The organism is Campylobacter sp. US55 (assembly GCF_004378955.1).
GTDB classification, from domain to species: domain Bacteria; phylum Campylobacterota; class Campylobacteria; order Campylobacterales; family Campylobacteraceae; genus Campylobacter_D; species Campylobacter_D jejuni.
Map to the genome: position 1 here is coordinate 115461 of NZ_RYYF01000006.1, position 7412 is coordinate 122872.

Consider the following 7412-nt stretch of genomic DNA (forward strand, 5'->3'; position numbering starts at 1 on the left):
TATAAAATTAAATTTACAAAATTATATAAGCTATCATCTAGTGTAAGTCAAGTATTTTTTAGATACATTTTCTTATAAATAATACTCACAACAAAAAGTACCAAAATCCAGATTAAAAACTCCATTTTTAGCCCAAAAACTTTTACCATAGGTGTTGTAACGATAGGACAGATAAATTGCCCAAAAAATATACAACTTGCCAAGCCACTATAAGCTCTAGCACGAGAATTTGACTTTGTAAGTTTAAAAAGATAGGCACTATTATTTGTAACAATTAGCCCACCAACCATTCCAAAAATAAATAAGCTAATAACACAAACAGTAAAATCTTCTATTAAAAATACAAGCAAAAATCCAAAAGCCTCCAAAATAAGCCCTAACACATAAATTTGTTTGATATTTAAAAATTTCACAATGTCCTTATAAAGATAACAAAAGATTCCATAACTTATAGTTGGCACAGCCATAGCAAAACCTATGTATTTAGCATTAAGTCCTAAACTTTCTATGTAATGTGGAAAATTAATACCAGCTAAATAATAAATTAACATAATAAAAAATCCCATAAAATAAATAGGTAAAAAAGGCTTGTAATTTATCTTTTCTAAGGGCTTTTCTTGTATATATTTTTTAGCACTTCGTGGCTCAAATAAATAAAAAAGACAAAAAATAAAAATAAAAATCCCACTACCATAAACCAAAAACACATAACGCCAAGAAAAACTCGCCAAATATCCACTAATAATAGTAAGCATTGCACCACCCATTGCTAAAATAAAGCCTTGTAAACTCAAAGCCTTATCACGTCTATCTCCTATGCTATAATAATCTCCAAGTAAGGTGCTTGCTGCTGTTGTAATGAAAGCTGTAGCTATACCAAAAAATGCCCTACTAATTAACAAAGCATAAATACTATCTAAAAAGCACCCGCTAACTCCAGATATAATCCATAAAATCATCGCAGGATAAAGAAATTTTAACTTACCAAATCTATCTATTAAATTTCCTGCTATAGGTGAAAAAATCATCACAAAAAGTGCAGGAATAGTAACCACAAGACCACTTAAAAGCTCTATATTTGAAACATTTTTAAAGTATTCATTCATAGCAGGTAATGCAGGAGCTATCACAATAGTGCCTAAAACAGTCATCATCGCTGCCGAAAAAAGTACGAGTTTAAACATAAGCCTTTCGCTTAAGTGAATAATTTTTTTATCAAGCTTTGAATGTTGCATAATTTTTTCTTTGTAAGAAATTTATAATTTTTTCTTTGTCTAGCTTTTCAAAAGCATTATTTTGGGATATTAAATTTTCATTATATTGTTTTAAGTTTCTTGTGGTTTTTTCTTTAAGTTTAAATTCATATTCTAAGCCTTGCAAAATAGTCGCTTTAGTTAGATTTTTTATCTCATTTATAGAATTTCCAAAACCCCATCTAGCATTAGTAATAATAGGAGTTAGGAATTTATTTTCAAAATCATGGTTTTTTAAAAAACTTTTTATAGGAGCACTTAGAGACAATCCCCAAAGAGGCGAGGCAATAAAAATATGAGTGTATGCACTTAAATTTAGCGAATAAGGTGCAAGTTTGACAAAGATTTTCTCTCGCTTTTGTTTTTGAGCTAAAGTCACCATTTCATCGTAATTTGTAGGGTAAATTTCTGCACTCTCAAGCCTTAAAATATCACATTTTAAAACGCTTTGTATAAATAAAACTAAAATGTGAGTATTTAGTGTCCTTGTATAATAAACAAGTAAAATTCTTTTATTCTGTGCCAAGCTAAAACTTGGTGCACTTGCTAAAATTCCTATCTTGAGAAGATATTTTAAAAACTCTCTTTTATTCATTATAAATATTTCTCATAAAATTTTTGCAATTTTGTTAGAGTTGCATTTACAGAATCTTTTTTGTAATAACTTTGTATATGTGTGGTATCTTTTAGCACGAAAAGTTCTTTATTTTGAGTTCCTATTGCCTTATCAAACGCTTCTTTACTCATATAAGCTGTATCTGCTTTATCACCTACAAGCATAAGCAAAGGCTGAGTAATAAGCTCAATTTGATCAGTTGCATCAAAACTCATAAGATCCATTAAAGAACTTGTTGTATAAATAAAACTAGAATTAGGATGTGCATGAGTATCTCCATAATAAATCATACCCTCACGATAAAGATCTGTAGGAATTTTATCAAGCTCTTCTTTATTTAATTTTTTAGGAGCAAAACCTGTATAGCTTATTTTACCACTTGTAGCTTCTAATTCTCTTGCTTTACTTGCGTTTAATAATTTTTCTTGAATCTTATCAAGCTCACTATTTAAAAAACCATTACGACGAACAAGTCCTGTATTAAAAACACTTAAAGTTGCTACTGCTTTTAATCTTTTATCTTTTTGCGCTGCTTTTAATGTGTAGCCACCTCCTCCGCAAATTCCTAAAATTCCTATTCTTTCCTTATCTACCCCTTTAAAAGTATCTAAAAAATCAATCGCTTTAGAGATATCTTCAACTCTGCTTGATGGAACATCTTTATTGCGTGGAAAACCTTGGCTTTCTCCTTGATAAAAAGCATCAAAAGCTAAAGTAATATAACCAAGCTCTGCTAATTTTTGTGCAAAAAGCCCTGCAACTTGCTCTTTTACCCCACCATTTGGATGGGCTACAACAATAGCTGGATATTTTAATTTTACACTAAAATTTGCAGGTAAATAAAGATTGGCTACACTTTTATTATTGTCTAATCCATAGCTTACCTTCTTAATATTTACTTGACCTTTTTGATTTGCAACTATGGCATTCTCATAAACCAAACCGAAAGGATTTTTACTGATATTCCTCAATGCTTCTTTACTAGGATTTAATTTTTTATCATCAAAGTCTTGAACTTTTTCATTTGCAGATAAATTAGATTTTAAACTAAGACTACTTAATGCTATTGCACCTGCTGTAACTTTAAAAAAATTTCTTCTTTTCATTTTTATTTCCTTTATCAAAAATATAATTTCAATCCAACTTTAAAAAATTTAACGTTTTAATTGATACATTTGTTTAACAATATTGGGATCTTGATGATTAAAAAACAAACTCTCTTTATTGTCAAGTTTAGATATTTCTAGCATATCTTGCTCATCTAAACTGAAATCAAAAATATTAAAATTTTCAAACATTCTTGCTTTTTGAGTGGTTTTTGGAATAACAATAATATTTCTTTGTATCAACCATCTTAAAATTACTTGTGCATTTGTTTTTTGATATTTTAAACCAATATTTGCAATTGTTTCATTGTTAAAAATATTATTCTTGCCTTCTCCAAATGGTGCCCAAGATTGCATTTGCACATTAAGCTCTTGCATAAGTTTTTGTGCTTGAAATTGCGCATGAAAAGGATTGCACTCTACTTGATTTATAGCTGGCTTTATCTCATTTCCAAAAACAAAATCTACAAGCCTATCTGGATAAAAATTGCTTACACCAATAGCTTTTATTCTACCTTCTTTATAAAGCTTGCTCATTGCCCTATACGCTCCATATATATCTGAATAGGGTTGATGAATAAGATATAAATCTATATAATCAAGTTTTAATTTTTTAAGAGAATAATCAAATGCTTTTAAAGCTTTTGTTTCATTTGCATCGCTAAGCCATAATTTAGTAGTTATAAAAATCTCCTCTCTCTTGATTCCATTCTTTAAAGCATTGATTATACCTTGTCCAACTGCTTCTTCATTACCATAGCTTTGTGCTGTATCAATCAATCTATATCCTATATTAATTGCATTTTCAACACACTCTTGACATTTTTTTAAGTTGTCAATTTGATATACACCATAGCCTATTACTGGTATTTTTATTCCATTATTTAAAGTAATCTTAAAATCATGCATTCTAACTCCTATTCTTACAAAAATTAATACTCTAAAATATAAAAACACTTAAGCATCAAAAGCGAGTTTGTACTCACTCTTATAAATTTTATCCCTTAAACTAAAAATTTAACTTATTTTTGAGTTTGTTTTAATTTATAGTCAGTGCTTTTTTATAAATATTTAAATCAAGACCATCAACACTTACATTAAAAATAGCGTAAGGCTTAATACTTATACAACCTAAATACTCAAAACCATAATAAATAGGTCTTAAAAGATCTTCTAAAGTAGCACCGTGATGTCCATCATAACTTTACTCAGCACCACCCAAAGTTGTAATAACTTGAAAAAATTTACCTTTTAAAAGCCCTTTTTTACTATATAAAATTGCACTTAAAACTCTATCTTGCCACTCTTTAAGCAAACTTGGGGTGCTAAACCAAAAAAGTGGGAATTGAAAGATAATTTTATCTGCTTCCTTTAGCAAAACAAGTTCTTTATCAACATCAATCTTGCCATCATTATAACTTGTACTAAGATTGTGAATTTTTAAACTATCTATATCTTTTATGCTTTCTAATAAAGTACGATTTACTTTTGAATCTTTCCAAAAAGTATGAGCAAAAACAATTAAAGTTTTCATTTTATCTCCTTTTAGTATAAAATATAAGGTTATTAAATTTTAAAATTAAAATCTTAATTTCATTTTTTCTACCCTCCTTCTTAATAAAATCATTACAATTCCTAAAATCAACAAAAAATAGTACTTACAACAATAAAGCGTGTATTACTCAAAGATATAACCACTCCACAAATAGCACTTCCACTACTCAACCCTATGTTAGCTACACTTATAAAAAGTCCATTGCTAAAATCAGGAGCTTTTGGAAAAGGATGGTTTATTATAAAGTGTGTACCATTATTCATTATTCCGCCTAAAATTCCCAATATAAAAGCAAAGTAAAATGTGCATTTTCACAAGAGTTTTTCCTGCTATATAATTACCTATAATGTTTGAAAAACCATAAATAGCCAATACAACACTAATGAAAGTAAAATTCATCTTTGCTGCACTATACAAAAAATCAGAAAAATAAGAATAAAATCCCAAAATTCCAGTATTTATACAGATAACACAAAGAATGCTAATCCACAAAAGTGGGTATCTTAAGATAAGCAGTTGCTTAGTTATTTTAACAGGATTTACCCTTTTAAAATCAGGCACAAATAACAAAGTTGCTAAAAAAGATAAACTATTTAAAATACAAAAAAATAACATCGCCACTTCAAAACTAAAATTTCCACCAAAATAACTAGTCATAGGCACATCCAAAACCATCCCTGCACTCACTGCTGTAAAAATCTTAGCCGTAGCTTTTGGGACTTCTTGTTTATCTTCAACTAAATTAGCAACCATACTTAAAACAAGAGCTATATAAATAGGATGAAAAAAAGCAGGAATAATTCTAAAAATGAGCAATTGCCAAAATTCATTTACAAAAGCACTCGCAAAAGAAAAAAATGTAAAAACTAAAAGACAAATAAGCATTAATTTTTTAAGATTGAAATTTGCACAAAGCAAAGGGACTATAGGTGCACAAAAAGTTATCACGAGCGCAAAAACACCTACGCTCCAACCCGCATCAGAAATACTCACATGAAAATTTTCAGATACTACAGGAATAATCCCCATCATTCCAAGCTCTGTACTTAAAATTCCAAATACACCTAAGCAAAATACTAAAATAATTTGAGAATTAGGTATTTTATCCCTATTTAAAGTTAGCATTTTATCCTTTCAATTTTTAAATTTTTAAAAGTATAAAACCTAACATCTAGTGTAAGTCAAGAATAAAATTAAATATTTTTAAATTTTTACTCGTTTTTTTCGTTTAATATAATCTTTACTTAAAGGATTTAGCTCATCTTTATTTTCCATAACCATTTTTTCATAATAATCTATTTTAAAATCAAGTTTTTTTATAATATTCTCCAATTTTTTCATATCCTTTAGTGTTTTTTCTTTTAATTTTAAAATAATCTCTAATCTCTCTTTTGCCGTATCTTTACCCTTAGCACATAAAAAAATATATCTTTTAAGATCTTCAATACTCATACCAATTTGTCTATAACAATCCACCCAAATCACCCATTCTAAATCTTTTTCACTAAAATAACGCACTCCATTTTTATCTTTTTCCACAAAGGGAAATAAACCTTTATCTAGCCAAAACCTAAGTGTTCTACTAGAAACTCCTGTTTTTCTTTCTATCTCTATGATCGTATAAGCCATTCTAATCCTTTATAAATATAAATTTCATACAATTCAATTTTTAACTAAATATTTTATTATTTTATATTAATGCTACTTTTTAGAAAAATACATATAATTTTCAATTAATATAATTAAATTTTTAAATTTTCAAGATAAAAGTCAAACAATATTTTATATTTTTTGATAAAATAATACTACATTTAATTTTAAATTAAAAATAAATACAAAAAAAGGAAAAAAATGAATAGTATAAAAATCAAACTTTCTCTCATTGCAAATTTAATTGCAATTTTTGCTTTAATTGTTCTAAGTATTGTGAGTTTTTATTTTACAAAAACCTCATTACATGAAGCTACCCTTAAAAACCAAACCGACTTGCTTAAGGTCACACAATCTACCGTCGAAGATTTCCGTTCTACAAATCAATCTTTTACTAGAGCTTTAGAAAAAGATATCACAAATTTACCTTATCAATCCTTAATCACTGAAGAAAATATTATTAACAATGTTGGTCCGATATTAAAATATTATCGTCATAGCACAAATGCACTAAATGTTTATTTAGGTTTAACTAATGGAAAAGTTTTACTTAGTCAAAAATCTAATGATGCAAAAATGCCTGAGTTGCGTGATGATTTAGATATAAAGACAAAAAATTGGTACCAAGAAGCTTTAAAAACAAATGATATTTTTGTTACACCAGCATATTTAGATGCAAATTTAAAACAATATGTAATAACGTATTCTAAAGCTATCTATAAAGATGGTAAAATTATAGGGGTATTAGGTATCGATATACCATCAGAAAATTTACAAGAGTTAGTTGCAGCAACTCCTGGAAATACACTTTTATTTGATAGAGAAAATAAAATATTTGCAGCAACTAATAAAGAATTATTAAATCCATCCATTGATCATTCTCCTATTTTAAATGCGTATAAAACACATGGAAACTATAACTTTTTTTCTTATGAATTAGATGGCCAAGAAAGACTTGGAACTTGTACTAAAGTCTTTACCTATACAGCTTGTATTAGTGAAAGTGCTGATATTATAAATAAACCTATTCATAAAGCCGCATTTATTCAAGCCATTGTTGTCATTATTGTAGTAGTATTTAGCGTCATCCTCCTTTATTTCATCGTATCAAAATACCTCTCTCCACTTACAACTATTCAAACAGGTTTAAATTCATTCTTTGACTTCATCAACCATAAAACAAAAAATGTTTCTACTATAGAAGTAAAAAGCAATGATGAATTTGGACAAAT

7 protein-coding genes and 1 pseudogene are annotated in these 7412 nt (G+C 28.0%); 1 reads left to right on the forward strand and 7 read right to left on the reverse strand.

Annotated features, from left to right (window positions below; translation table 11 throughout):
• Nucleotides 1-47: 47 nt before the first annotated feature.
• From ELQ07_RS05625 to ELQ07_RS05655, 7 genes and pseudogenes are all read right to left on the reverse strand, one after another.
• Nucleotides 48-1235 carry an MFS transporter gene (locus ELQ07_RS05625; RefSeq protein ID WP_134224854.1) on the reverse strand — a complete coding sequence of 396 codons (1188 nt, stop codon included), beginning with the start codon at nucleotides 1233-1235 and terminating at the stop codon, nucleotides 48-50.
• Nucleotides 1216-1848, reverse strand: coding sequence for a hypothetical protein (locus ELQ07_RS05630; RefSeq protein WP_134224855.1), 633 nt, complete (start codon nucleotides 1846-1848; stop codon nucleotides 1216-1218). Before ELQ07_RS05630 ends, ELQ07_RS05625 begins: the two co-directional genes overlap by 20 nt.
• Nucleotides 1848-2975, reverse strand: coding sequence for an alpha/beta hydrolase (locus tag ELQ07_RS05635; protein ID WP_134224856.1), 1128 nt, complete (start codon nucleotides 2973-2975; stop codon nucleotides 1848-1850). Before ELQ07_RS05635 ends, ELQ07_RS05630 begins: the two co-directional genes overlap by 1 nt.
• Nucleotides 2976-3023: 48 nt before the next feature.
• Nucleotides 3024-3884 (reverse strand): aldo/keto reductase, encoded by an 861-nt coding sequence (locus ELQ07_RS05640; protein WP_126265552.1) that lies wholly within the window; start codon nucleotides 3882-3884, stop codon nucleotides 3024-3026.
• 295 nt (nucleotides 3885-4179) lie between these two features.
• On the reverse strand, nucleotides 4180-4509 hold the full coding sequence (locus ELQ07_RS05645; RefSeq protein WP_243833564.1) for an NAD(P)H-dependent oxidoreductase: 330 nt from the start codon (nucleotides 4507-4509) through the stop codon (nucleotides 4180-4182).
• A gap of 45 nt (nucleotides 4510-4554) precedes the next feature.
• Nucleotides 4555-5655, reverse strand: a pseudogene (locus tag ELQ07_RS05650) (MFS transporter).
• A gap of 78 nt (nucleotides 5656-5733) precedes the next feature.
• Nucleotides 5734-6159: a MerR family transcriptional regulator gene (locus ELQ07_RS05655; protein WP_134224857.1), complete on the reverse strand. Its 426-nt coding sequence runs from the start codon at nucleotides 6157-6159 to the stop codon at nucleotides 5734-5736.
• Nucleotides 6160-6381: 222 nt separating this feature from the next.
• Here ELQ07_RS05655 and ELQ07_RS05660 point away from each other — a divergent pair.
• Nucleotides 6382-7412: cache domain-containing protein (locus ELQ07_RS05660; protein WP_208359324.1), on the forward strand; the 1031-nt coding region annotated here is incomplete at its 3' end.